This window comes from Kitasatospora xanthocidica (genome assembly GCF_014656195.1).
Lineage (GTDB): Bacteria > Actinomycetota > Actinomycetes > Streptomycetales > Streptomycetaceae > Kitasatospora > Kitasatospora xanthocidica.
Genome location: NZ_BNBY01000006.1, coordinates 418,101 through 440,658, shown reverse-complemented (window position 1 = coordinate 440,658; position 22,558 = coordinate 418,101). Strand labels below are relative to the sequence as shown.

At 72.7% G+C, this 22,558-nt stretch carries 22 protein-coding genes and 1 pseudogene; 8 read left to right on the top strand and 15 right to left on the bottom strand.

All coding sequences use genetic code 11. From position 1 onward, the window contains the following. Positions 1–5: 5 nt before the first annotated feature. On the top strand, positions 6–854 hold the full coding sequence (locus IE332_RS14405; protein ID WP_189916195.1) for a helix-turn-helix domain-containing protein: 849 nt from the start codon (positions 6–8) through the stop codon (positions 852–854). Positions 855–1,030: 176 nt separating this feature from the next. Here IE332_RS14405 and IE332_RS41880 read toward each other — a convergent pair whose 3' ends face one another. From IE332_RS41880 to IE332_RS14395, 3 genes are read right to left on the bottom strand one after another with little or no spacing between them, the layout of a single operon-like run. Further along, positions 1,031–1,162 carry a hypothetical protein gene (locus tag IE332_RS41880; protein ID WP_268256568.1) on the bottom strand — a complete coding sequence of 44 codons (132 nt, stop codon included), beginning with the start codon at positions 1,160–1,162 and terminating at the stop codon, positions 1,031–1,033. Beyond that, positions 1,150–1,401 (bottom strand): hypothetical protein, encoded by a 252-nt coding sequence (locus IE332_RS14400; RefSeq protein WP_189916194.1) that lies wholly within the window; start codon positions 1,399–1,401, stop codon positions 1,150–1,152. The genes IE332_RS41880 and IE332_RS14400 overlap by 13 nt, the downstream gene beginning before the upstream one ends. Continuing rightward, positions 1,398–1,763: an ATP-binding protein gene (locus tag IE332_RS14395; protein ID WP_189916193.1), complete on the bottom strand. Its 366-nt coding sequence runs from the start codon at positions 1,761–1,763 to the stop codon at positions 1,398–1,400. Before IE332_RS14395 ends, IE332_RS14400 begins: the two co-directional genes overlap by 4 nt. A gap of 305 nt (positions 1,764–2,068) precedes the next feature. Here IE332_RS14395 and IE332_RS14390 point away from each other — a divergent pair, with 305 nt between their 5' ends. The 4 genes from IE332_RS14390 (at position 2,069) to IE332_RS14375 (ending at position 4,223) form a co-directional block, all read left to right on the top strand. After that, complete coding sequence (locus IE332_RS14390) at positions 2,069–2,929, top strand: helix-turn-helix domain-containing protein (RefSeq protein WP_189916192.1); 861 nt, start codon at positions 2,069–2,071, stop codon at positions 2,927–2,929. Further along, the gene (locus tag IE332_RS14385) at positions 2,922–3,122 is read left to right on the top strand and encodes a DUF397 domain-containing protein (protein WP_189916191.1); all 201 of its coding nucleotides are present in this window, start codon (positions 2,922–2,924) and stop codon (positions 3,120–3,122) included. Before IE332_RS14390 ends, IE332_RS14385 begins: the two co-directional genes overlap by 8 nt. Before the next feature lie 140 nt (positions 3,123–3,262). Beyond that, a complete protein-coding gene (locus IE332_RS14380; protein WP_189916190.1) occupies positions 3,263–3,694 on the top strand; it encodes a VOC family protein in 432 nt (143 codons plus the stop codon). Between the two features lie 328 nt (positions 3,695–4,022). Continuing rightward, positions 4,023–4,223 (top strand): hypothetical protein, encoded by a 201-nt coding sequence (locus IE332_RS14375; RefSeq protein ID WP_189916189.1) that lies wholly within the window; start codon positions 4,023–4,025, stop codon positions 4,221–4,223. Positions 4,224–4,290: 67 nt separating this feature from the next. Here the strand turns inward: IE332_RS14375 and hutI are convergent, their stop codons facing one another. The 6 genes from hutI to IE332_RS14345 form a co-directional block, all read right to left on the bottom strand. Beyond that, complete coding sequence (hutI, locus tag IE332_RS14370) at positions 4,291–5,466, bottom strand: imidazolonepropionase (RefSeq protein ID WP_189916188.1); 1,176 nt, start codon at positions 5,464–5,466, stop codon at positions 4,291–4,293. Positions 5,467–5,500: 34 nt separating this feature from the next. After that, complete coding sequence (locus tag IE332_RS14365; RefSeq protein ID WP_189916187.1) at positions 5,501–6,868, bottom strand: formimidoylglutamate deiminase; 1,368 nt, start codon at positions 6,866–6,868, stop codon at positions 5,501–5,503. Further along, positions 6,859–8,040: an allantoate amidohydrolase gene (locus IE332_RS14360; RefSeq protein ID WP_189916251.1), complete on the bottom strand. Its 1,182-nt coding sequence runs from the start codon at positions 8,038–8,040 to the stop codon at positions 6,859–6,861. Before IE332_RS14360 ends, IE332_RS14365 begins: the two co-directional genes overlap by 10 nt. A gap of 94 nt (positions 8,041–8,134) precedes the next feature. Continuing rightward, positions 8,135–9,838 (bottom strand): urocanate hydratase, encoded by a 1,704-nt coding sequence (gene hutU / locus IE332_RS14355; protein ID WP_229928583.1) that lies wholly within the window; start codon positions 9,836–9,838, stop codon positions 8,135–8,137. Between the two features lie 139 nt (positions 9,839–9,977). After that, a complete protein-coding gene (locus IE332_RS14350) occupies positions 9,978–10,295 on the bottom strand; it encodes a hypothetical protein (protein ID WP_189916186.1) in 318 nt (105 codons plus the stop codon). A 121-nt stretch (positions 10,296–10,416) separates the two neighbouring features. After that, positions 10,417–11,286, bottom strand: a complete 870-nt coding sequence (locus tag IE332_RS14345; RefSeq protein WP_189916185.1) for a MurR/RpiR family transcriptional regulator — start codon at positions 11,284–11,286, stop codon at positions 10,417–10,419. A 291-nt stretch (positions 11,287–11,577) separates the two neighbouring features. Here IE332_RS14345 and IE332_RS14340 point away from each other — a divergent pair, with 291 nt between their 5' ends. Further along, on the top strand, positions 11,578–11,997 hold the full coding sequence (locus IE332_RS14340; RefSeq protein WP_189916184.1) for a hypothetical protein: 420 nt from the start codon (positions 11,578–11,580) through the stop codon (positions 11,995–11,997). Between the two features lie 59 nt (positions 11,998–12,056). Here the strand turns inward: IE332_RS14340 and hutH are convergent, their stop codons facing one another. Then, the gene (gene hutH / locus IE332_RS14335; RefSeq protein ID WP_189916183.1) at positions 12,057–13,634 is read right to left on the bottom strand and encodes a histidine ammonia-lyase; all 1,578 of its coding nucleotides are present in this window, start codon (positions 13,632–13,634) and stop codon (positions 12,057–12,059) included. Positions 13,635–13,809: 175 nt separating this feature from the next. Further along, a complete protein-coding gene (locus IE332_RS14330) occupies positions 13,810–14,997 on the bottom strand; it encodes a macrolide family glycosyltransferase (protein WP_229928601.1) in 1,188 nt (395 codons plus the stop codon). A gap of 151 nt (positions 14,998–15,148) precedes the next feature. Here IE332_RS14330 and IE332_RS14325 point away from each other — a divergent pair, with 151 nt between their 5' ends. Next, positions 15,149–15,781: a TetR/AcrR family transcriptional regulator gene (locus IE332_RS14325; RefSeq protein WP_189916181.1), complete on the top strand. Its 633-nt coding sequence runs from the start codon at positions 15,149–15,151 to the stop codon at positions 15,779–15,781. Here IE332_RS14325 and IE332_RS14320 read toward each other — a convergent pair. The 4 genes and pseudogenes from IE332_RS14320 to IE332_RS14305 all read right to left on the bottom strand — a co-directional run bounded on the left by IE332_RS14320 (position 15,759) and on the right by IE332_RS14305 (position 20,722). After that, the gene (locus IE332_RS14320; RefSeq protein WP_189916180.1) at positions 15,759–16,115 is read right to left on the bottom strand and encodes a hypothetical protein; all 357 of its coding nucleotides are present in this window, start codon (positions 16,113–16,115) and stop codon (positions 15,759–15,761) included. The genes IE332_RS14325 and IE332_RS14320 overlap by 23 nt on opposite strands. Positions 16,116–17,023: 908 nt before the next feature. Beyond that, positions 17,024–18,235, bottom strand: a pseudogene (locus IE332_RS40940) (GGDEF domain-containing protein); the annotation flags it as partial. Between the two features lie 295 nt (positions 18,236–18,530). Then, entirely contained in the window at positions 18,531–19,655 is a 1,125-nt protein-coding gene (locus IE332_RS14310) for an adenylate/guanylate cyclase domain-containing protein (RefSeq protein ID WP_229928582.1), read from the bottom strand. Positions 19,656–19,828: 173 nt separating this feature from the next. Further along, positions 19,829–20,722, bottom strand: coding sequence for a biotin--[acetyl-CoA-carboxylase] ligase (locus tag IE332_RS14305; protein ID WP_189916178.1), 894 nt, complete (start codon positions 20,720–20,722; stop codon positions 19,829–19,831). 242 nt (positions 20,723–20,964) lie between these two features. Here IE332_RS14305 and IE332_RS14300 point away from each other — a divergent pair, with 242 nt between their 5' ends. Beyond that, positions 20,965–22,554, top strand: coding sequence for an acyl-CoA carboxylase subunit beta (locus IE332_RS14300; RefSeq protein ID WP_189916177.1), 1,590 nt, complete (start codon positions 20,965–20,967; stop codon positions 22,552–22,554). Positions 22,555–22,558 lie beyond the last annotated feature (4 nt).

The window sequence follows — 22,558 nt, the reverse complement described above, 5'->3', positions numbered from 1 at the left end:
GCTCCTTGCCCGCACATCCCTCTTCGAACGTCCAGAAGGCCCGCGAATCCCTTGCCGGCCGACTGGGCGAGATTCGGAAGGACGCAGGGATCAGCGGGCGGGAGCTGGCCGTCAGGTGCGGCTGGTCGGAGTCGAAGTCATCTCGGATCGAAAACGCCAAGACTCCTCCCTCCGACTCCGATATCAGAGCTTGGTGCCAGGCCTGTGACGCCGACGATCAAGCCCCTGACCTCATAGCCGCCAATAGGCAGTCCTCCGACGCCCACGTGCAGTGGAAACGACTCCAACGGAGTGGGCTCCGTCGCCTGCAAGAGTCGACCGGAGACCTGTACGGACAGACCAACGTGTTCCGGGTCTACGTCTCCGACGTGATCCCCGGATTCCTCCAAACACCCAGGTACGCCGCCGCCTTGCTCTCGTCCATCGCGGACTTCCGGGGAACCCCGGACGACGTGAGTGACGCCGTGGCGGCCCGCATGAAGCGCAACGCGGTGTTGAGCAATGGCGCACACCGCTTCTCCTTCGTGCTGGAGGAGTCCGTGCTGCGGTATCGCGTGTGCAGCGCCGAGACCATGGCGGCGCAGCTCGGCCACCTGCTCGGAGTCATGGATCTCCCGAACGTCGCCGTGGGCATCATCCCGTTCGCGACACAGCGAACCGTGTGGCCCATGCCGACCTTCACGATCTTCGACGACACCAGGGTCCACGCGGACACCCTGGATGCCGCCTCAACGCTCACGCAGCCCAGCCAGGTCGACCTGTATGCCCGAGCCTTTGACCGACTCTCGCAGGGGGCAGCGCGGGGCGCAGCAGCACGCTTGCTTGTGACGGACGCCCTGGCCCGCCTGGGTTGATACGCGTCCATCGACCTTCAGTTCGTCATTCCGAGCGATCCTGAAGGGCTGCCCATGCACCACACACAGCGGCTCCGGCTTCAGCAGTTCCTGGGGCACAGGGCGATCCCGTGTCTCGGCTGACAGAGGGCACCCGCGAGGCCCTCGCCCGGGGTGGGCGAGGGCCTTCGCATGGTTCAGCGCTGCTCGTCGCGGTCTTCGGGGCGGGGCATCTTGAGGGTCGCGATGGCGCCGAGGGCCACGGTGGCGATCGCGAGGGCGAGGAGGGCGACCAGGACCGCGCCGACGAAGAACTTCACCGGTGCCACGGCTCGTCCCGCTCCAGGTCGCGGAGCAGGTGGAGGAGGTTGAGCAGAGTGCTCACCGGCGCGTTGCCGAAGTCGACCAGGATGCGGCCGTCGAGGGTGGTCTCGCCGGCCGCGGCGGAGCCCCAGAGGAGCCCGTGCGGCAGGCCGCGCCGGTGCAACTCGCCGAGAAGCGTGGTGATCTGGGGTTCGGTGTAGTCGCGCGTCCTGGGGTCGTCCGGCGCGATGGGGTCGCGGGTCACGCGAGGGAGTCCAGCTCGTACCAGGTGGTCTTGCCGCGCTTCTGGGGGTCGACGCCCCAGCGGTGGGTGAGGCCCTCCACCAGCTGGAGGCCCCGCCCGTGCTCGGCGAGGTCGGTGGGGGTTCGCTGCTGGGGCAGGGCGTCGCTCTCGTCGGAGACGGTGACGCGGAGGGTGCGGTCGAGGATGGAGAACCAGACGACGGGCGCGGGGGTGTCGGCGTGGCGCCACGCGTTGGAGATGAGCTCCATCAAGGCGAGTTCGGCGTTGAAGATAACCTCGGCGTCCCAGCCGCCGCTGCGAGTCATGGCATCCCGGAGGGCCTGCCGGGAGAGGGTGAGCGAGGGGGTGTTACGGATGCACACGGGAACCTCCGTGAGGCTGTGGTGTGGGGAGAGAAGAGGGAGGGATGACGGTCGTCGCCGTGAGCCAGGCCGGGGCATGGCTGCTCTGCGGCGCGCGAGGGCAGCAGGCGCCTACTGCCCTGGATGCAGGCATTACTGACGATCCGTCGGATCGAGCTGAGGATGACGATAGCCGATCGACTCTTTAATTAAAGCCGGATGGGAGAAGGTTCCTCCCCATGGGGGAACGCGCGCCCCCTGCTCCCAGATGGATCCGCTGGCGACCTGCACGGCACACTGGCCTCAGCACCAGCAGAGAGGACGCCATGGCCCTTCGAATCCCCACCCTTCGCCAGCGACGTCTCGGCGCCGAACTGCGAAGGATGAGAGAGCAGGCCGGCTTCGGCGGCAGCCACCTCGCCAGGCTGCTCGGGGTGACTCCCGCACTGGTGAGTCAGATGGAGATCGGAAAGTCGGCCGTCAGCGTGGCTCGCCTGCACGAGATCGCGGAAGCCTGCATGTGCGCCAACGCGCCTCTGGTCGAAGCACTCGCCGACATGGCCAGGGAGCGGGACTCGGCCTGGTGGGATGAGTATCGAACGACACTCGCAGCCGCCCCGATCGATGTCGCGGAGATCGAAGGACGCGCGAAGCGGCTCAAGAGCTTCACCATCGGCATCATCCCGGGACTGCTGCAGACGAACTCGTATGCGACCGCGGTGTTCGCGACAGGGTTCACCCCTCTCCCCGAGCGAGAGGTCGATCGCCGAGTGAAGTTCCGGCTGCGGAGGCAGCAGATCATCCAGGCCGGCGAAACGCCGTACACAGCACTCGTCCACGAAGCGGCGTTGCGCATCCAGTACGGCGGGCCCACGGTGCTCAGGGAGCAGCTCGAATCCCTCATCCGGGACTCCGAACGCCCAGCCGTCTCATTGCGAGTCGTGCCCTTTGCGACAGCCAACTTCCCCGGCCCCAGTGAGAACCTGCTCTATGCGGAGGGACCGGTACCAGAGCTGGACACGGTCCAGGCCGACTCGTCTCATGGCTCCCACATCTTCGACTCACCCGCCCAGCTGGCGGGCTATCGCGCAACCTTGGAGCGCATCGAGGCCGTCGCGCTCCAAGAGAGCGAGTCACGGGATCACATTCGCTCGATCATGAAGGAAATGAACGACAGGCATGAATAGCACCGAGTGGCAGAAGTCCAGTTTCAGCGAGGCGAACAACAACTGCGTTGAGGTGCGCGCACGTGAAGAGGTGGTCGAACTCCGGGAGTCCGACGACGCGGACGTCATAGTCCGGACCACCCGCCTCAGGTTCGCCGCCTTCCTCCAGGGTGCCAAGGTCGGCGAGTTCGACCACCTCGTCACCAACCCCTGAGCGAATCGTTCCGGCGGCCTCTTGCGCCCCGCAAGAGGCCGCCGGTGGCTAAGTGCTAACGGGTGGCAGGCGCCTCCTCCCGACCACGTGCGGGCCTCCCGACCTGGGAAGATGAGCAGGGCCCCTGTTATCGTGCGCCGATGTCAACGATCAGACAGTTCCAAGTGACCTTCGACTGCGCGGACCCTGTTCGCCTCGCCGCCTTCTGGTGCGAGGTGCTGGGGTACGTCCTGCCGACTGTCCCGGAGGGCTTTGCCACGTGGGAGGAGTGCTACCGCTCGCTGCCGCCCGAGGATGCGGTCTACTTCGCGTGCACCGATCCCTCCGGTGTGGCCCCGCGCCTGCTGTTCCAGCGGGTTCCCGAGGGCAAGGTCGTCAAGAACCGGGTGCATCTCGATGTTCGGGCCGGCACCGGGCTCGTGGGTGAGGAGCGCCTGGCCACGCTTGAGGCCGAATGCGCGCGGCTGATGGCGCTCGGTGCGAAGCACGTGCTGACGCAGCGCGCCGACGGCGTCAACGAGTCGTGCATCACGATGCAGGACATCGAGGGCAACGAGTTCTGCCTCGCCTGATTCTCCTCCGGGGCGCCAAGGCCGGCGAGTTCGACCACCTCACCACCAGCCCCTGAGCAGCACGTTGCCCCGTCGAGCACCGGCTCGACGGGGCAACGGGGCGACGAGAAGCAGTCGGCCCGTCTTGGGGCGTCAGGACATGCCGCCGTGTAGGCGGCGGTCATCAGCAGGGTCGCCACGTCTCCCAGTACGCTGCTGAAGCTGGCCGACCAGCCCAGCGCCCGCGCCTGCCCGGTCTGTGGATCGGGCGCCACCTACCAGACGATCGACGGCCGATGGGGCTGCACCGCTTGCGGCTCCACCTGGGCCTGACCCCGGGGAGGACCCGATGGCGGCCTGCACGCAGTGCTCCGCTCCTGCGGTGATCGAGGACCTCGACGCACAGCCGCCGAAGCCCTGGTGCCTCGGCTGTGCGACCGCCCTCGTGCGAGCCGGTGATCCGGTGCTCAACTACCGCCAGCTCAACGGCGGGAGCGATTATCAGCACATCCTGGCCGGTGGCAGCACCCAGGTCCTGCCCTTCGGCTGACGGACGCACCGGAGCGGCCCGCTCCCTGCGCGCAGGGAGCGGGCCGCTCGTGACCATGGTCGCGGACTCAGACCTCGCGGACGCCCGCGCGCCAGACCGCGGCCGTCAGGGGGACGCCCGGGCGGTAGGCCAGGTGGACGTGCGAGGGGGCGTCGAGCAGCAGCAGGTCCGCCCGGGAGCCGACCGCGACCGACCCGACGTCCGTGCGCCGCAGGGCGTGGGCGCCGCCGGCCGTGGCCGCCCAGACGGCCTCGTCCGGGGTCATGCCCATCTCCCGCACCGCCACGGCGATGCAGAACGCCATCGAACTGGTGAAGCTGGAGCCCGGGTTGCAGTCCGTCGAGAGCGCCACCACGGCGCCCGCGTCCAGCAGCCGCCGCCCGCTCGGGTACTCGGCCCGGGTGGAGAACTCCGCCCCCGGCAGCAGGGTCGCGACCGTCGCCGATCCCGCCAGCGCCGCCACGTCCTCGTCCGTCAGGTGGGTGCAGTGGTCCGCCGAGGCGGCCCCCAGCTCCACCGCGAGCTGCACGCCCGGCCCGTACGTGAGCTGGTTGGCGTGCACCCGCGGCGTGAGGCCCTTCTCGATCCCCGCAGTGAGGACGGCCCGCGCCTGGTCGCCGTCGAACGCGCCCTTCTCGCAGAACACGTCCACCCAGCGGGCGTGCGGGGCACAGGCGTCGAGCATCTCGCCGGTGACCAGGTCGACGTACCCCGCCGGGTCCTCGGCGTACTCCGGGGCGACCACGTGGGCGCCCAGGTACGTCGTCTCCGGGGTGTACTTGGCCGCGATCCGCAGCGCCCGGGCCTCGTCCTCGACGGTCAGCCCGTAGCCGGACTTGCACTCGATGGTGGTGGTGCCCTGCCGCAGCGCCTCCCGGACGAACCCGGCCAGCCTGGCCTCCAGCTCGGCGTCCGAAGCCGCCCGGGTGGCCGCCACCGTCGTGCGGATACCGCCCGCCGTGTACGCCTGCCCGGACATCCGGGCGTTGAACTCGGCCGTACGGTCCCCCGCGAACACCAGGTGGGCGTGCGAGTCGACGAAGCCGGGCAGCAGGGCCCGACCCTCGGCGTCGAAGCGCTCGTCGGCGGCCGGGGCCTGCGCGGCCGGGCCGACCCAGGCGACGGTGTCGCCCTCGACCACCACGGCCGCGTCGGCCAGCAGGCCGAGCGGCCCGGTGCCCTGACCGGGGTCGTTGGTGACCAGGCTGCCGATGCCCGTGATCAAGGTGGTCCTGGTGCTCAAGACAACGCCTTCCGAAGGGAGTCAGACAAGGGAATCAGCAGCTCAGCGCGCCGATGGCGGACCGCAGCGCGCCCGGCACGTCGGCCACCAGCTGGTGCACACCGTCCCGGACGACGTGCCGACCGCCGACCACCAGGTGCCGCACGTCCGCCGCCGAGGCCGCGAAGACGGCGATCTCGGCGCCGAGCCGGGGCGGCGGCCCGGCCGTACGCACCGAGTCCAGCGCGATGACCGTGAAGTCGGCGAGCGCCCCGGCCTCGATCCGGCCGGCCTCCGGCCAGCCGAGCGAGGCGTGCCCGTCCTCGGTGCCGGCCCGCAGCAGCGCGTTCGCTGTCCAGTGCCCGCGGGTGCGGGTGCGCAGCCGCTCGTCCAGCTCCAGCGCCCGGGCCTCCTCGAACGGGTCGATGACCGCGTGGCTGTCGCTGCCCAGGGTGATCGGGCTGCCCCCCGAGGCGAGTCGGCGGGCCGGGCCGATGCCGTCCGCGAGGTCCCGTTCGGTGGTGGGGCACATGCAGACGGTCGTGGAGGAGTCGGTGAGGAGCCGGACGTCCTCGTCGGTGAGGTGGGTGGCGTGCACGACCGAGGTGCGCGGGCCGAGCGCGCCGTGGTCGGCGAGCAGCCGGGTCGGGGTGACGCCGTGCGCGGCGAGGCAGGCGTCGTTCTCGGCGGTCTGCTCGGACAGGTGGACGTGCAGCGGCGCTTGGCGCATCGCCGTCCAGTGCGCCACGGTGGCCAGCTGCTCCGCCGGGACGGCCCGGACGGAGTGGATGGCGGCGCCGATCCGGGCGTGCTCGCGCGGCTTCAGCGCGTCCGCCCGCTCGGCCCAGGCCTGCGCGTCGCCGTCGCTGAACCGCTGCTGCGGCTTGGTCGGCTCGGCGCCGAAGCCGGCCGACAGGTAGCAGGTGTCCAGCAGGGTGATCCGGATGCCGGCCCGGGCGGCGGCCTCGATCAGCGCCTCGCCCATCGCGTTCGGGTCGTCGTAGCGGGCCCCGCCGGGCGCGTGGTGCAGGTAGTGGAACTCGCCGACGGCGGTGATCCCGGCCAGCGCCATCTCGGCGTAGACGGCGGTGGCGAGCTCCAGGTAGGTGTCCGGGTCGAGCGCCCCGGCGAACCGGTACATGGTGTCGCGCCAGGTCCAGAAGGTGCCGGAGCCGACCTGCACGTGCCCGCGCAGCGCCCGGTGGAAGGCGTGCGAGTGGGCGTTCGCCTGGCCGGGCAGCAGCAGCCCGTCGAGGCGGACGGCGCCGGACGGGCAGGGCCCGCTGTCCGGCGTCACCGCGGTGATCAGCCCGCCCGGGCCGGTGGCGATCAGCACGTCCCGCTCGACCACCGGACCGTTGGGGTGCGGCAGCCAGGCGTACTGCGCCCAGTAGCTCACTGCGGTCGCTGCGGTCACTGACACGCCAGGTCCTCCAGTACGTCGGCGAGGGCGGTCACCCCGGCCAGGCAGTCGGCCACCTCGGCGTGTTCGGCCGGGGAGTGCGAGACACCGGTGGGGTTGCGCACGAACAGCATGGCCGTCGGGATGGCGGACGCCAGGATCCCGGCGTCGTGTCCCGCGCCGGTGGGCAGCACCGGGGCGTCCAGCAGCTTGGCGAGCCGGTCGCGCAGCGGGCCGTCGAAGTCCACCACCGGGGTGTAGGACTCGCGGACCAGCTCGACCCGGACGCCGTCGCGCTCACCGCGCTCGGCCGCGGCCTGCTCGATCTCGGCGACCAGCGCGGTCAGGGTGCGCTCGTCGGCCGCCCGGGAGTCCAGCCAGCCGCGCACCAGCGAGGCGATGGCGTTGGTGCCGTTGGGCTCGACCGCGACCTTGCCGAAGGTGGCCAGCGCGCCCGCCTGCTTCGCCTTCTTGCGGGCGGCGAGCACGGTGTTGGCGTAGGTCAGCATCGGGTCCCGGCGGTCCTCGATCCGGGTGGTGCCGGCGTGGTTGGCCTCACCGTGGAAGTCGAACCGCCAGCGGCCGTGCGGCCAGATCGCCCCGGCCACGCCGACCGGCTGCCCCTCGGCGAGGTAGCGGCCCTGCTCGACGTGGAGTTCGACGAAGGCGCCGATCCGGGCCAGCCGGTCGTCGTCCGCGCCGATCCCGGTCGGGTCGTAGCCGGCCTTCTCCATCGCGTCGGGCAGCCGGACGCCGCCGGCGTCGCGCAGCTCGTACGCGGCCTCGGGCGAGAGCACACCGGCGGTGAGCCGGGAGCCGATGCAGGCCACGCCGAACCGGGCGCCCTCCTCGTCACCGAAGTTGACGATCGCCAGCGGCCGGGTGAACTCGGCTCCCCGGGCGCGGAGTTCGTCCAGCGCGGCGAAGGAGGAGACCACCCCGAGCGGGCCGTCGAAGGCGCCGCCGTCCGGCACCGAGTCCAGGTGCGAGCCGGTGACGACGGCCCCGCCGGCCTGCGGGTCGCCCAGCCAGGCCCACTGGTTGCCGTTGCGGTCCAGCTCGTACGCCAGGCCGCGGTCGCGGGCCTGCTGCTCGAACCAGGCGCGGCACTCGGCGTCGGCGGAGTTCCAGGCGAAGCGGCGGTAGCCGCCGGAGGAGGCGGAGCGGCCCACGGGGAGCAGCTCCGCCCACATCTCTTCGAACGAAGCCGTCACGCGCCCGCCTCGCTGCGCTCGGCAACCGCGTTCCGCGAGTCGCCCCTCCGATTGGTTCGCTCGCTGCGCTCGTTCACAGCTCACCCATCGGGATGCGGACCCCGCGCTCGGCGGCGACCTCGTCGGCGCGGTCGTAGCCGGCGTCCACGTGCCGGATGACGCCCATGCCCGGGTCGTTGGTGAGCACCCGGCGGATCTTCTCCCCGGCCAGCGCGGTGCCGTCGGCGACAGTGACCTGGCCGGCGTGGATCGAGCGGCCGATGCCGACGCCGCCGCCGTGGTGGATGGAGACCCAGGAGGCGCCGGAGGCCACGTTGACCATGGCGTTGAGCAGCGGCCAGTCGGCGATCGCGTCCGAGCCGTCCAGCATCGCCTCGGTCTCCCGGTACGGGGAGGCGACCGAGCCGCAGTCCAGGTGGTCACGGCCGATGACGATCGGCGCGGCCAGCTCGCCCGAGGCGACCATGTCGTTGAAGCGCTCGCCGGCCTTGTCGCGCTCGCCGTAGCCGAGCCAGCAGATGCGCGCCGGGAGGCCCTGGAAGTGCACCTTCTCCTGGGCCATCTTGATCCAGCGGTGCAGCGACTCGTTCTCCGGGAACAGGTCGAGGACGGCCTTGTCGGTCTTGGCGATGTCCTGCGGGTCACCGGACAGCGCGGCCCAGCGGAACGGGCCCTTGCCCTCGCAGAACAGCGGGCGGATGTACGCGGGGACGAAGCCGGGGAAGGCGAAGGCGCGGTCGTAGCCGGCCAGCTGGGCCTCGCCGCGGATCGAGTTGCCGTAGTCGAAGACCTCGGCGCCGCGGTCCTGGAAGCCGACCATCGCCTCGACGTGCCGGGCCATCGACTCGCGCGAGCGCTGGGTGAACTCGGCGGGCTTCTCGGCCGCGTAGGTCGCCATGTCGTCGAAGGAGACGCCGACCGGCAGGTAGCTCAGCGGGTCGTGGGCGCTGGTCTGGTCGGTGACGATGTCGATCGGCGCGTCCATCGCGAGCAGCTGCGGGAAGAGCTCGGCGGCGTTGCCCAGCAGGCCGATGGAGAGCGGCTGCTTCTTGTCGCGGGCCTCGGTGGCCAGCTGCAGGGCGTGGTCGAGGTTCTTGGCCTCGACGTCGAGGTAGCGGTGCTCGATCCGGCGGGAGATGCGGGACGGGTCGCAGTCGATACAGATCGCCACGCCGCCGTTCATGGTGACGGCCAGCGGCTGGGCCCCGCCCATGCCGCCGAGGCCCGCGGTGAGGGTGATGGTGCCCTCCAGCGTGCCGTTGAACCGCTTGTTGGCGACGGCCGCGAAGGTCTCGTAGGTGCCCTGGAGGATGCCCTGGGTGCCGATGTAGATCCAGGAGCCGGCGGTCATCTGGCCGTACATGGTGAGCCCGAGGCTCTCCAGGCGGCGGAACTCCTCCCAGTTGGCCCAGTCGCCGACCAGGTTGGAGTTGGCGATCAGCACGCGCGGCGCCCACTCGTGGGTCTGCATCACGCCGACCGGGCGGCCGGACTGGACCAGCATGGTCTCGTCCTGCTTCAGGCCCTGCAGCGTCTTCACCATCGCGTCGAAGGAGCGCCAGTCCCGGGCGGCCTTGCCGGTGCCGCCGTAGACGACCAGCTTCGACGGGTGCTCCGCCACCTCGGGGTCGAGGTTGTTCATCAGCATCCGCAGGGCGGCCTCCTGCTGCCACCCCTGCGTCGTGAGCCCCGTCCCCCGCGCGGCGCGCACCTCACGCGGTCCGCTCGTCTGCTGCTGCACCATGGTCCCGGCCTCTCTGCGGATGGATTCATTCATGTTCTCTTCGACTGAATATAACTAAACAGCTGGGTTTCGACCAGACCCCGGAACAATCCGATCAGCCGGGAGCCCCACCGGCCCCCAGGCACGCCGAAGCGCCCGTCCGGCAGTGCCGTACGGGCGGTGCGGGCAGGGCTCAGGCCGCCGCGCCGCCGTCCCAGTCGATGCCGATCTCGGCCAGCCAGCGGCGGTCGGCGGCGTCCGGGGCGGGCGGGGACGGCGGGCGGGGGACGTTCTGGACGGGGCCGAGGCCGTACTTCTCGGCCGCCACGGCGGCGGCGTCGGGTTCGATGACGCCGACGTGGACGGCGGACTCGTCGCCCGGATCGAGGACGGTCAGTTCGGGTTCGGGCAGCCGCCGCAGGGTGACGCGGCGTCCGCAGGCGGGGCAGGACCATTCGTCGGCGCCCGAGGAGAGGCGGGCGACGAACTTCATCTCGTGGATCACGCGCATGGGCGGCACCCCCTGCAGTAGGGGATGCCCGGGTTCGTGACGACTACTCTCCCGCCGCCGCTCCGGCCTGTGCTTGTTCCTGGCTGCGCCTATTCCGGCCCGCGCTTATTCCAGGCTGTGCTTATTCCAAGAAGAGCCCGCGTGCCGTCGCCGACTGCTCGATCGCCTCCAGGCGCGCCTCGGCGCCCGGGAGTTCGTCGCACATGGCCTGCAGCAGCACCCGGCCGAGCATCATCGGCGCGCAGGCGGTGTCGAAGACCAGGCCGGTGCCGACGGCGGCCGGCAGCATCAGGTCGGACAGCTTGGCGACCGGGGCGAAGGCGCTGTCCGCGACGGTGAGCACCGTCAGCCCGCACTCCCGGGCCACCGCCAGAGCGTCCATCAGCTCGCGCGGGTAGCGCGGCAGGGCGAAGCAGAGCAGTGCGCTGGCGCCGGCCGCGGTGGCCTGTTCCAGCCGGTCGGCGAGCATGCTGCCGCCCTCGTCCAGCAGCCGGATGTCCGGGTGCACCTTGGCGGCGAAGTACGCGAAGCCGCGCGCCTGCGCCGAGGCGGCCCGCAGGCCGAGCACCGGCAGCGGGCGGGAGGCGGCGAGCAGCCGGGCGGCCCGGATGATCGGCTCCGGGTCGGCGAGCAGTTCGGCGAGGTGGCGCAGGTGGGCGATCTCGGCGAGCACGGCCTGCTGGTGCTCGTTGCGCACGGCGTCGTCCGGGCTCTCCGGCGCGGCGGGTTCCCCGCCCCCGAGCTCGCGCAGCTGCTTGCGCAGCGCCGGGTAGCCGTCGTACCCGAGCGCGACCGCGAAGCGGGTGACGGAGGGCTGGCTGACGCCGGCGAGTTCGGCGACCTCGACACTGGACAGGAACGGCGCCTCGGTGGCGTGCCGCACCAGCGAGTGGGCGATCCGGCGCTGGGTCGGCGTCAGCCGGTGCCCCTCGAACAGCTGGAGCAGTCGGGCGGAGGGGCCGACGCTGCCGGTCTCGTCGATGGCGGTCATCAGCGGTACCTCCGGATGCGAGCGGGTCGGACGACGACTGTGCAGCAGCGCGTCGCGCCTGGCAAAGACGTCTCGTACGGCGGGACGTCGGGTGAGACGTCCGATGGGGCGTTCGGGGAGACGTCCCGGCGGGACGTCCGGGGAGACGTCCCGGGGAGCGGACGGAGGGAGGCGGCATCCGGACGGTGGCCGGCCCCCGGCTAGGGGTAACCCTGATTTGTCCCTGAGCCCGCCCGGATTCTCCCCGCGAACGGATGGACCGGACGTCCCGGCGGGCCCACGCTGTTCTCCATGGACACTCGCCAGGACGATCTGCGGCGCGACCTCGACGCCACCCTGCAGGCCCGCAAGGAGCTCGGCAAGGAGTACGAGGACGAGCTCGTCGACTCCTTCATGAAGCGTCTCGACGCCCGCCTGGACGCGCGGGTCGAGCGCTCCGTGGCCCAGCGGATGGACGACTACGAGCGCCCCTACCACCACCGGGACCAGCGCCCCCGCCGCCAGGGCTGGGGCAAGCGCTCCGGCAACGGACTCGCGGTGGTCTCGATGGTGCTCGGCATCCCACTGACCGCGATCGCCACCAGTCCGGGGAGCGGCGGCTTCGCCGGCCTGATGGTCTGCTGGGCGGGCATCGTCGGGGTCAACGTCGCCGCCGCGTTCGGCGAGCGCCGCAACCGCGAGGAGCGCCGGCCGCGGAGCGACTGGGACTAGGGCCTGGCTCGTGGATCCTTGCCCGGCCCTGGTCCCGGCCGCCCCGCGGCGAGGGGGCGTCAGGCCAGCGGGCCGGTGACCTTCTCCACCGCGCGCACCAGCTCGCCGGAGGCGACCAGCGCCGCCGCCGCCTCCAGGTCCGGCGAGAGGAAGCGGTCGCGGCCGGCGCCGCCGACCCCAGCCTCCCGGGCGACGGCCAGCGCGGCCGCGGTCGCCGGGGCGATCCGGCCGGTGGTGTCGGCCTGCTGGCGGATCTCCAGCGCGCGGGCGGAGGCGGTGAGCTCGACGGCGAGGATCCGGCCGAGGTTCTCGACGGCCTGGCGCAGCTTGCGCGCGGCCGACCAGCCCATCGACACGTGGTCCTCCTGCATCGCGGAGGACGGGATCGAGTCGACCGAGGCGGGGACGGCGAGCCGCTTGTTCTCGCTGACCAGGGCCGCCTGGGTGTACTGGGCGATCATCAGGCCGGAGTCCACGCCCGGGTCGTCGGCCAGGAAGGCCGGCAGGCCGTGCGAGCGGGCCTTGTCGAGCAGCCGGTCGGTGCGGCGCTCGGAGATCGAGCCGAGGTCGGCGGCGGCGATGGCGAGGAAGTCCAGCACGTACGCGACCGGGGCGCCGTGGAAGTTGCCGTTGGACTCGACCCGGCCGTCCGGCAGCACGACCGGGTTGTCCACCGAGGCGGCCAGCTCGCGGGAGGCGACCAGCTGGGCGTGGGCCAGGGTGTCCCGGCCGGCCCCGGCGACCTGCGGGGCGCAGCGGATCGAGTACGCGTCCTGGACCCGCGGCGCGTCGTCCTGGTGGTGGCCGGTGAGGCCGGAGTCCTTGAGGACGGCGAGCATGTTGGCGGCGCTCAGCGCCTGGCCCGGGTGCGGGCGGATCGGGGCGTGCAGCTCGGGGGCGAGCACCTTGTCGGTGCCGAGCAGCGCCTCCAGGGACATCGCGGCGGTGATGTCGGCGGTGGTGAACAGCCGCTGCAGGTCGGCGATGGCCATGACCAGCATGCCGAGCATGCCGTCGGTGCCGTTGATGAGGGCCAGGCCCTCCTTCTCCAGCAGCTCGACCGGCTCGATGCCGGCGGCGGCGAGCAGCTCGGCGGCGGGCTTCTCCACGCCGTCCGGGCCGGTGGCGGTGCCCTCGCCCATCAGGACCAGCGCGCAGTGCGAGAGCGGCGCGAGGTCGCCGGAGCAGCCGAGCGAGCCGAACTCGCGGACCACCGGGGTGATGCCGGCGTTGAGCAGGGCGGCCATGGTCTGCGCGACGAGCGGGCGCACGCCGGTACGGCCGGAGGCCAGGGTCTTCATCCGCAGGAACACCAGCGCGCGGACCACCTCGCGCTCGACCGCCGGGCCCATGCCGGCGGCGTGCGAGCGCACCAGCGACCGCTGCAGCTGCGCGCGCAGCTCGGGGCTGATGTGCCGTACGGCGAGCGCGCCGAAGCCGGTCGACACGCCGTAGACGGGACGCGGCTCGGCCGCGAGGGCGTCGATCCGCGCACGGGCGGCGGCCATCTCGGCCAGCGCGTCGGGACCGATCTCGACCCGGGCGTTGCCCCGGGCGACGGCCAGAACGTCCTCGGCGCTGACGTCGGCCTTGCCGACCAGGACCAGCGGAGCGTCGGGGGCCACAGCACTGTGCATATCCATATACACCATCACATCAGGTGAATGAAGATATGACAACAGGTGTTCGCCATCCGGATTCACCTTCGTCCGGATTCTCCGCCGTCCGGCCCCGCGCCGCACGCCGCGCCCCCCGTACGCCCCCCGCCCCGCAGCCGCCCCCGTACGCCCCCGCCCCGAGGCCGCCCGGGTCTCACCGCCGCCCGAGTTCCGCCTCGATCAGGTCGGCCGCCCGGGCGGTGCCGCCCTCGGCCCGGCCGGCAGCGGACAGCTCCCGCAGCCGCCCGGCCACCGCCGGATCACCGACCAGCTCCAGCAGCGCGGCGCGCAGCGCCTCCGGGGTCGCCTCCTCGGTGTCCAGCCGGCGGGCGACGCCCAGGCCCACCAGCGCGTCCGCGTTGGCGAACTGGTCGGTGGCCTGCGGCACCGCGATCATCGGCACCGCGTGGAACAGCCCCTCGCTGGAGCCGCCCATGCCCGCGTGGGTGACGAAGGCGTCCGCCTGGGCGAGCACCGACAGCTGCGGCACCCAGCGGCGCACCTCGACGGTGTCCGGCACCTCGCCGAGCTCGGCCGGGTCGGTGTGCGCGCCGATCTGCAGCACCGTGTGCCAGCCCGGCAGGTCCCCGAAGGCCTGGACGCAGGCCCGGTAGAACGCCGGGTGGTGGGTGAACGCGGAGCCCAGCGAGACCAGCAGCACCTTCTCGGCGCCGGCCGGCCGCTGCCACCGCCCCTGGTGGGCCCGGTCGCCGAAGCAGGGGCCGACGAAGCTGATCCGCCGGTCGTCGACCCGGTCGGCGTTGGGCTGCAGGGCCCGCGGGACCAGCGCGACCGCCCGCTCCGGACGGTTCTTGAAGATGTCCACGTTCTTGAAGGCGTCCACGTCGCGCCGCACCGCGCCGGCCTCGGCCAGCCAGTCGGCGAACCGGCGGTAGTGCTCGGCGCCACCCGGGCCGGTGCGGATGGCCTCGAACATCTCGGCCAGGTCCTGCTCGAAGCCCTCCCAGCCGACGAAGGTCGGCGACAGCTGCACCACCGGCACCCCCAGCCGCTCGCCGAGCGCCCGGCCCGCGTAGCCCGCGATGTCGCAGAGCACCAGGTCGGGCCGGTCCTCGGTGAAGGCCTCCAGCAGGACGGGCCACATGGAGAGCGCGTCGTCCAGGAACAGCTCCTGGATCGCCACCGGGTCCTCCATCCAGCCGTTGGGGTCGTCGGCGAGCGGCAGCTTCGTCGGATAGGGGACGAAGGTGGCGCCGGTGGACTCGACGGTCTCCCGGAAGGAGGGGTCGTTGACGTAGCTGACCCGGTGGCCCCGGGCGACCAGCTCGGTGATCACGGCGAGGCTCGGGTTGACGTGCCCGTGGGCCGGGACGGAGACCATCAGGATGTGTGCGGGGCGGAACACGGGCACCTCCGGGGGTAGCGGATGAGACGAGACGGATCGTCTCGCACTGCTCGCGAGACGATCCGTCTCGCGAGGTCTTGAGGAGACAATACGTCTCGTCTCGCCATTTCGCCTAGACTTTTCCTCCATGACCTCCAGAACCGCTCCCGACCCCGCCCGCCGCAGCGAGCGCTCCCGCGCCGCCGTCCTCACCGCCGCCACCGAACTCGTCGCCGAGGTCGGCTACGGCAAGGTCACCATCGAGGCGATCGCCGCCCGCGCCGGAGTCGGCAAGCAGACCATCTACCGCTGGTGGCCCTCGAAGGGGGCGGTCGTCTTCGACGCCTTCCTCGCCGCCAGCGAGCACGAGGGCAGCCTCGCCCTTCCCGACACCGGCGACCTCGCCGCCGACCTCCGGACCGTCCTGCGCGCCAGCTCCGACGAACTCGCCGACCCGGCCACCGACCGCACCTTCCGGGGCCTCGCCGCCGAGATCCTCAACGACCCCGCGCTGCACGCCGAGTACCGCACCCGCCTGCTGGACCCGCTGCTGGAGATCACCCGCGACCGGCTGCGCACCGCCCGCGAGGCCGGCCAGATCGCCCCCGACGCCGACCTCGACCTGGCCGTCGAACTCTTCTACGGCCCGCTCGCCTACCGCTGGCAGTACCGGCTCGGCCCGCTCAGCCACGACCACGCGGACCGGCTCGTCGACGCCGCGATGCTGGCCCTCACCCCGCCCGCGGCCAGGACGGGCCCTAGCGGCGGTTCCGGCTCCTGACCCAGAGCACGACCAGGACCGTGGCCAGCAGGCCGACCAGCAGGACCACGGCCAGCCAGCCGAGGAAGCCGTGGAAGAACCCGTGGAAGAAGCCGCGCTTGACCTTCTTCTTCGTCTTGGACTTCGACTTCGACCCGGCGAGCTGGCTGATCCGGTGCGCCCGGACGCCGTCCCGCGCCAGCGGCGCCCGCTCCGGTGCCGTCCGTGCCGGAGCCGTCCGCGCCACACCCGCCGGCCGCACCACCGCGGCCGCCGACGCCGGAGCGGCCATCGCCACCCCGCCGCCGAGCACCAGCACCCCGGCGACCGCCGCGCCCACCAACCGTCTGCCCATGACCCGCCCCCGTTCCCGTCCGGCCGACCGACCGACCGACCGACCGGCGGTCCACCATCCCACCGCCCCACCCACCCACGGCACCCTCCGACCCCGACCGCGACCCACCCGCGACGCGGCGGTCACCGAATCGACACACGACGGCGCCGCCGCCCGACCGAGCGGAGCGCCGCACCGTCGACGGAGGGCTCCACAGGCCGCCCGCGCGCGGAACTCCGGCCAGCTACGGCGCCCAGGGGCCGTATCGCGCAGGCGGCCCGACCGGAGGGAAGGGCCAGTTCCACGGGCCGACCGCCCCCAGCAGCAACACCGCCCCCTCACACCGCCGGCGGGGAGGCCGCGCCCGACAGGGCGACGGCGACCAGGGCCCGCATGGCGCAGGCGGCCTGGCCGAGGGGCAGCGTCGCGTCGTCGGCGAAGAGTTCCACGAGCCAGCCGCCGGCCGGGTTCTGGCCGCCGGCGGCGACCATGCCGCGGTAGCCGGAGACGACGAGCATCGCCTCCTCCGCCGGGTCGTTGCCGGCCGCGCCGGCCCGGAGGGCGAAGGCGCCGCCGCGGACGGCACGGCGGGTCAGCGGGTAGTGGCGCAGGTCGAAGACGGCGTCGGGGGCCTCGATCTGGGCGCGCTGGGTCTCCGCGCGGGAGCTGCTGGGCCCGCTGGTCATCCGGTAGACGGCGTGCTGGGCGGTGCGCATGAGGTGGGAGCCGGGCGGCACGTACGAGATCCACCAGCCGACGGCGTCGAGCAGCCGGGCGGAGGCCTCGGCGACGACGACGAGCTTGCCGAGGGTGTCGGCGGGGTGGACGGCCCGGGCGGCGGCGGCCTGGTCGAGGGCGGAGAGGACGGCGGCGAGCAGTTGGCCGGGGTCGGCGCTGTGGGCCGCGCCGCGGAACCGCCGCCGGTCGCCGGAGCCGGCCCGGCCGTTCGTTCCGCGCCGCCCGTCGGCCCGGTGGTGCGGGTCGGCGGCGTCGGCGAGCAGCACCGTGGGGTCGGGTGCGAAGCCGGGGCCGTGGCTGCGGCCGGCGACGACGGGGTGGGCGGCCCGGGCGGCCTTGGCCCGGTACTGGGCGGCGTCGGCGAGCCGGAAGAGCCGGTCGGGGGTGGTGACGGGCCCGATGGAGTCGCCGGTGGAGGCGACGCCGCAGGCCACGCCCTCGCCCTCGGAGAGCGCGAGGGCCCGGGCGCAGAGCTCCTCGGCGACGGCGACCACCTCGTCGGCCTTCTGGCCCTCGACGAGCAGGCAGAACTCGTCGCCGCCGAGCCGGGCGGCGAGGCTGCCGGGGAGTTTGGCGGCGGCCAGCGAGAGCTGGTGGGCGAACCGTTCCAGCAGCCGGTCGCCCATCTCGTGGCCGAGCTGGTCGTTGACCCGCTTCAGTCCGTTGACGTCGCAGACGACCAGCGAGACCACGGTATTGTCCCGGTTGTGCGCCTCCAGCGCGCTCTCCAGCCGGGCGTCGACGGCCCGCCGGTTGGCGAGGCCGGTGAGCGGGTCGGAGAAGGCGAGCTTGCGCAGGTCGGCGAGGCGTTCGGTCTGGGCGAGTCCGGCCGAGACCTGGGCGGCGAGCAGGGTCGCGTAGTCGGCGTCGGCCTCGGTGAACTCGGGCATCCCGACGGCCCGGGCGAGGTAGAGCTCGCCCCAGGCCTGCCCGTGCAGCACGATCGGCGCGACCACGCAGCAGGCCCGCCCGCGCCGGCGCAGCGCGGCGGCGCGTTCCCGGCAGTACGCGCCGGCGGTCGGGTGGGTGTGGCCGGCGTGCGGTTCGACGTTCTCGGCGGACTGCAGCCAGGCGCGCGGCAGCCGCCCGGTGGTCCAGCGCTCCTCCAGGTACGTGACGATCTCGGGGAAGTCGGCGACGGGGTAGGACTCGTCCTCGGGCAGTTCCTCCTCGCCGGGGGCGAGGTCGCCGTGGTTGACCAGGACCCGCAGCCGGCCGGATTCGCGGTCCCAGACCGAGACGGCGGCCATGGTGGCGCCGAGCGCCTCGGTGGCCCGGGCGGCGGCGGCCCGGACGGCCTCCAGCGGGGTGAGCGCGCCGGCCATGTCCTGGGCCAGCTCGACCACGGACTGCAGCCTCAGGTCGGGCAGCGGGTCCGGGTGCCGCGAGCCGCGGTCCGTCATGATCGCCTCACTGCTCACCGGCTCGCCCCGCTCCTGTGCTCGGTCCTGCCGGGGCTCCGGTCGGCCCGGACCCCCGTCGGCCGGTCACACCCGACCGGCCGCTTGCACCAAGACTATGGCGGTTTCGTTCGGTTATGCCCCGTTTGCCCGGACGGACCCGCGCCGGACCGTACGGGTTTCAACCGTTCGGCACCCGGCAGCCCCCGGAGGCATCCGGAGACCGTCGGAGGCCGTCAGAGGCACCCGGAGGCCGCCGGAGTGGCCGCACCCTCGCGGCTACCCCGTTCGCGGCCGGCTACTCCGCCCTCAGGCGCCGGGTCAGCAGCCACGGCTCGACCAGCCCGAGCCCGCGCACCGGCCGCCGCCACATCGGCTGCAGGTGGAACCGGGCACCGGCGTCCGGCCCCGGCATCGGCAGCCCGGAGGCGGGCATCCCGGCGGCCGCCGACAGCGCCTCGGCCAGGCCCGGCCCCTCCGAGTCGGCCGGGGCGACGCTGCCGTTCTGCTCCAGCGCGGCGGCGAACTCGCCGTCGATCAGCACCGCGTCCTTGGGCGCGATCGAGGTGAGCCGGCTGGCCAGGTTGACGGTGGTGCCGAAGACGTCGCCCATCCGGGAGGTGACCGTGCCGAAGGCCATGCCGACCCGCAGCGGCGGGATGGCCTCGTCCCCGGCCAGCGCCTCGATCAGGCTCAGCGCGATCTCGGCGGCGGTCGCCGGGTCCTCGGAGACGTAGAGGATCTCGTCGCCGAGGGTCTTGATCACCCGGCCGCCCTGTCCGGCGATCAGGTCGGAGCAGGTGTTCTCGAAGGTCTCGACGAGCTCGCCGAGCTCCTCCTCCTCCAGCCGCCGGGACAGCCGGGTGAAGCCGACCAGGTCGGCGAAGCCGACGGCGAGCCGGCCGCTGGTGATCTCGTGATCCTCGGCGGCCTGCACCACCCGGCCGGTGACGGCGGCCAGCTGGCGCCGCCAGACGTACACCAGGAACTGCTCCAGCTCCGGCAGCAGCAGCTCGACCAGCGGGTAGGCGACGTCGGCGCGGGTCAGCCCGGGCTCGACGGACTGGGTGAGGTTCTCCAGGAAGGTGTCCATCTGCCAGCCGGCCAGCCGGGCCGTGGTCTGCCCCGTGGAGCGGGCCACCTGGATCGCCATCGACTCGCTCAGCAGGCCGGACTCGACCAGACCGGCCAGCCGCCGCAGCGCGATCACGTCACCGTCGGTGAGGGCCCGGGACTGGCCGATGTCGGGGAAGCCCATGGCCCGCCAGAACCGGGTGGCCAGCTCCATCGGGACGTCGGCGGCGCGCGCGGCCTGGTACGGGGTGTAGCGGCGTGGCGCGTCCAGGATCAGGCGTTCCAGTTCGAGCGCGACCGTGGGGTCGTGGCTGCCCGCCGTCGCGCCGTTGCCGCCGTCCTCTGCCACCGGTCCGTCCCCGTGCGGTCGCCGCACTCGCCTCGTGTCCTACCTGTCCGGGCGCACCGCCCGCCACCCGGGCGGGCAGTGGCGCGCCTCACACCGTTGCCAGGTGGAATGTTCGCACGGAATCGCCGGATCCGGGGCATCAGCCCGGGTCAAGGAGAGGTGAAGACTGCCGTTCAGCGGGGTTCGGGGCGCACGTGGACGACGTCACCCGCACCGACCGCCCGGCGTGCGCCGTCGGGTGTACGGACCACCAGCCGGCCGTCCCTGTCGATCGCCACCGCCTCGCCGGCCAGCTCGGTGTCACCGGGCAGGTGGACCTTCACCGGGCGGCCCAGCGTGGTGCAGCGGTCGGTGTAGGCGCGCATCAGGTCGCTGGCGTGCGGGTCGCCGGCGGCGGCCGTCCACTCCCGGTACAGCCCGGCGAGTTCGCGCAGCAGCGCCCGCAGCAGGGTGCCGCGGTCGGTGGTGGCGGCCCCGGCCAGCGCGAGGGAGCCGGCGGTGGGTACCGGCAGTTCCTCGGCCCGCAGCGTGACGTTGATGCCGAGGCCGACGACCACGGCGCCGCCGGACAGCTCTGTGAGGATGCCGCCCAGCTTGCGCTCCGCGCCGTCGATCTCCATCTGCAGGTCGTTGGGCCACTTCAGCCCGACCTCGACCTCGGCGATCCGGCCGAGCGTGCTGGCCGCGGCCACCCCGACCAGGATCGGCAGCCAGCCGTAGCGCTCGACCGGCACCTCCTCGGGGCGCAGCAGGACGGACAGGAACAGCCCGGAGCGGGCCGGGGCGGTCCACTGCCGGTCCAGCCGGCCGCGCGCGGCGCTCTGCGCCTCGGCCACCAGCACGGCGCCCTGGGCGGCGCCGGCCCTGGCGCGGGCGGCCAGGTCGCTGTTGGTGGAGCCGGTCTCGGCGACGACGTCCAGGGAGGTCCAGAGACCGCCCGGGACGAGCAGGTCGTGGCGCAGCGCCTCCGCGTCCAGCGGCGGGCGGTCCAGGTCGGTCCAGGGGGACGGTCCGGAGTGGCCGAAGCCGCGCAGTCCGCTGCGGCGGGGGGTGTCGGAGGCGTTCATGCGGGAAACCCTAGGACGTGGGCACGGCCGCGGGGCGTAGGCCGCCCCATCGTCCCGCAGAACGGCCGTCAACAAAACTGTGTCGATGGCCATAACGCCAGGACGTGCCGGATCGCCCTCCGCGCTGGCTACGCTACCCAGCGGTAGTTCGTAGCGCCGCCCTGCCCTCTTGCGCGGACCCCCACCACCCGGTCCGCTCGCACTCGAACAGGTCGCGGCCAAGGATCAGGGAGAGCCACCGGATGACCGAGGCGCCGTACGACCCCCACACCACCGCGGGCAAGCTCGCCGACCTGCGCCGCAGGCTGGACGAGGCGGTGCACTCCGGCTCGTCCAAGGCCGTGGAGAAGCAGCACGCCAAGGGCAAGCTGACCGCCCGCGAACGGGTCGTGGAACTGCTGGACGAGGACTCCTTCGTGGAGTTCGACGAGTTCGCCCGGCACCGCTCGACCAACTTCGGCCAGGAGAAGAACCGCCCCTACGGCGACGGCGTGGTGACCGGCTACGGCACCGTCGACGGCCGCCAGGTCGCGGTCTTCGCCCAGGACTTCACCGTCTTCGGCGGCTCCCTCGGCGAGGTCTTCGGCGAGAAGATCGTCAAGGTGATGGACTTCGCGCTGAAGACCGGCTGCCCGGTCATCGGCATCAACGACTCCGGCGGCGCCCGGATCCAGGAGGGCGTGGTCTCGCTCGGCCTGTACGGCGAGATCTTCCGCCGCAACGTGCACGCCTCGGGCGTCATCCCGCAGATCTCGCTGATCATGGGCCCCTGCGCGGGCGGCGCGGTCTACTCCCCCGCGATCACCGACTTCGTGGTGATGGCCGACCGGACCTCGCACATGTTCATCACCGGCCCGGACGTGATCAAGACCGTCACCGGCGAGGACGTGGGCATGGAGGAGCTGGGCGGCGCGCGCACCCACAACACCAAGTCCGGCAACGCGCACTACCTGGCCGCGGACGAGAAGGAGGCGGTCGAGTACGTCAAGAGCCTGCTCTCGTACCTGCCGTCCAACAACCTGAGCGACCCGCCGTCCTACCCGGAGCAGGCCGACCTCACGGTCACCGACGAGGACCTCGAACTCGACACCATCGTGCCGGACTCGGCGAACCAGCCGTACGACATGCGCAAGGTGATCGAGCACATCGTCGACGACGGCGAGTTCCTGGAGACCCAGCCGCTGTACGCGGGCAACATCATCACCGGCTTCGGCCGGGTCGAGGGCCAGTCGGTGGGCATCGTCGGCAACCAGCCGATGGACCTGGCCGGCTGCCTGGACATCAACGCCAGCGAGAAGGCCGCCCGCTTCATCCGCACCTGCGACTCGTTCAACGTCCCGGTGCTGACCTTCGTCGACGTGCCCGGCTTCCTGCCCGGCACCGAGCAGGAGTGGGACGGCATCATCCGCCGCGGCGCCAAGCTGATCTACGCCTACGCCGAGGCCACCGTCCCGCTGATCACCGTGATCACCCGCAAGGCCTTCGGCGGCGCGTACGACGTCATGGGCTCCAAGCACCTGGGCGCCGACCTCAACCTGGCCTGGCCGACCGCCCAGATCGCCGTCATGGGCGCGCAGGGCGCGGTCAACATCCTGCACCGCCGGGAGATCGCCGAGGCCGAGGCGGCCGGCACCGTCGAGGAGAAGCGGGCCGAGCTGATCGCCTCGTACGAGGACACCCTGCTCAACCCGTACCTGGCGGCCGAGCGCGGCTACGTGGACGCGGTCATCGCGCCCAGCGAGACCCGCCGGCACATCGTCCGGGGCCTGCGGGCGCTGCGCGGCAAGCGCGAGGTGCTGCCGCCGAAGAAGCACGGCAACATCCCCCTGTAGGCCC

Bases quoted from the DNA above. Each gene is read 5' to 3' on its own strand.
- IE332_RS14360 (WP_189916251.1), bottom strand. From the start codon at position 8,040: ATGTGGGCGGAGCTGCTCCCCGTGGGCCGCTCCGCCTCCTCCGGCGGC.
- IE332_RS14305 (WP_189916178.1), bottom strand. From the start codon at position 20,722: ATGAACGCCTCCGACACCCCCCGCCGCAGCGGACTGCGCGGCTTCGGC.
- IE332_RS14385 (WP_189916191.1), top strand. From the start codon at position 2,922: ATGAATAGCACCGAGTGGCAGAAGTCCAGTTTCAGCGAGGCGAACAAC.
- IE332_RS14340 (WP_189916184.1), top strand. From the start codon at position 11,578: ATGGACACTCGCCAGGACGATCTGCGGCGCGACCTCGACGCCACCCTG.
- IE332_RS14390 (WP_189916192.1), top strand. From the start codon at position 2,069: ATGGCCCTTCGAATCCCCACCCTTCGCCAGCGACGTCTCGGCGCCGAA.
- IE332_RS14330 (WP_229928601.1), bottom strand. From the start codon at position 14,997: ATGGTCTCCGTCCCGGCCCACGGGCACGTCAACCCGAGCCTCGCCGTG.
- IE332_RS14345 (WP_189916185.1), bottom strand. From the start codon at position 11,286: ATGACCGCCATCGACGAGACCGGCAGCGTCGGCCCCTCCGCCCGACTG.
- hutU (WP_229928583.1), bottom strand. From the start codon at position 9,838: ATGAATGAATCCATCCGCAGAGAGGCCGGGACCATGGTGCAGCAGCAG.
- IE332_RS14300 (WP_189916177.1), top strand. From the start codon at position 20,965: ATGACCGAGGCGCCGTACGACCCCCACACCACCGCGGGCAAGCTCGCC.
- IE332_RS14350 (WP_189916186.1), bottom strand. From the start codon at position 10,295: ATGCGCGTGATCCACGAGATGAAGTTCGTCGCCCGCCTCTCCTCGGGC.
- IE332_RS14320 (WP_189916180.1), bottom strand. From the start codon at position 16,115: ATGGGCAGACGGTTGGTGGGCGCGGCGGTCGCCGGGGTGCTGGTGCTC.
- IE332_RS14380 (WP_189916190.1), top strand. From the start codon at position 3,263: ATGTCAACGATCAGACAGTTCCAAGTGACCTTCGACTGCGCGGACCCT.
- IE332_RS14375 (WP_189916189.1), top strand. From the start codon at position 4,023: ATGGCGGCCTGCACGCAGTGCTCCGCTCCTGCGGTGATCGAGGACCTC.
- hutH (WP_189916183.1), bottom strand. From the start codon at position 13,634: ATGCACAGTGCTGTGGCCCCCGACGCTCCGCTGGTCCTGGTCGGCAAG.
- IE332_RS14325 (WP_189916181.1), top strand. From the start codon at position 15,149: ATGACCTCCAGAACCGCTCCCGACCCCGCCCGCCGCAGCGAGCGCTCC.